Source organism: Micromonospora sp. NPDC006766 (genome assembly GCF_040636055.1).
Taxonomy (GTDB): Bacteria; Actinomycetota; Actinomycetes; order Mycobacteriales; family Micromonosporaceae; genus Micromonospora.
In genome coordinates, this window is the sequence record NZ_JBEYIX010000146.1 from 1 (window position 1) to 1032 (window position 1032).

General features: G+C 68.4%; 1 protein-coding gene and 1 pseudogene. Both read left to right on the forward strand.

Features of this window, described 5'->3' with window-relative positions; translation table 11 throughout:
- Positions 1 to 746: ATP-binding cassette domain-containing protein (locus ABZ671_RS32790; protein ID WP_357865477.1), on the forward strand; the 746-nt coding region annotated here is incomplete at its 5' end.
- A pseudogene (locus tag ABZ671_RS32795) lies at positions 743 to 1032 on the forward strand (ABC transporter permease); the annotation flags it as partial. The gene ABZ671_RS32790 and the pseudogene ABZ671_RS32795, both read left to right, overlap by 4 nt.

Here is a 1032-nt window from a genome sequence, read left to right on the forward strand (position 1 = left end):
GCGAGTTGCTGCGGGTGGACGGGTTGACCCGGGCGGGTGAGTTCGCGGATGTGTCGTTGACGGTGCGGGCGGGGGAGATCGTCGGTATCGCCGGGTTGGTCGGTTCGGGCCGTTCGGAGGTGTTGGAGACGATCTACGGCGCGCGTCGGGCGCAGGCGGGCACGGTCACGATGAACGGTCGGGCGCTGCGGGCGGGAAGCGTCGGGGCGGCGGTGCGGGCCGGGATGGGCATGGCGCCGGAGGAGCGGAAGAGCCAGGCGTTGCTGTTGGGTGAGCCGATCTACCGCAATATCACTTTGGCGACGTTCGGTCGGTATGCGCGGCTGGGTTTCACGGATGTGGGGCGGGAGCGGGCTGAGGCGGAGCGGATCGCGGATTCGTTGGAGTTGCGGCCGCGGGATGTGCGTCGGGCGGTGCGGACTCTCTCGGGTGGTAATCAGCAGAAGGCGGTGGTGGGCCGGTGGCTGTTGGGGGACACCAGACTGCTGCTGTTGGATGAGCCGACCCGGGGTGTGGATGTGGGGGCTCGGGCCGAGTTGTACCAGGTGATTCGGGATTTGGCTGGGCAGGGTGTCGGGGTGCTGCTGGTGTCCAGTGAGGTGCCCGAGGTGCTCGGTCTGGCGGATCGGGTGTTGGTGATGCGGGAGGGCCGGGTGGTGCGGGAAGCACCGGCTGGTGACCTCGATGAAGACACTGTGCTTGACCTCGTGATGGCGGGGTCCCTCATGGAAGGCGCCCCGGCATGAGCGAGATGACACCCACGGTGGCCCCGAAGCGGGCGGACGATGCGCCGGCCGAGCCGTCGGCTGTGCAGGCGGGGGCTGCGAAGCCCGCCGCGCCGGCGGGACTCTCCTTCTGGCGGGGTGACGGGGGTGAGGGTGCCCGCCGGAACCTGGGTTTGCTTGCCACCTTGCTGGTGTTGGTGGTGATCGGCATTGTGACCCGGCCTGACTTGTATGGGGATGCGGGTTGGGTGTGGGGTAACACGCTGACCATCTTGAAGCTCGCTTCGGTGGTGGGTGTGGTCACGGT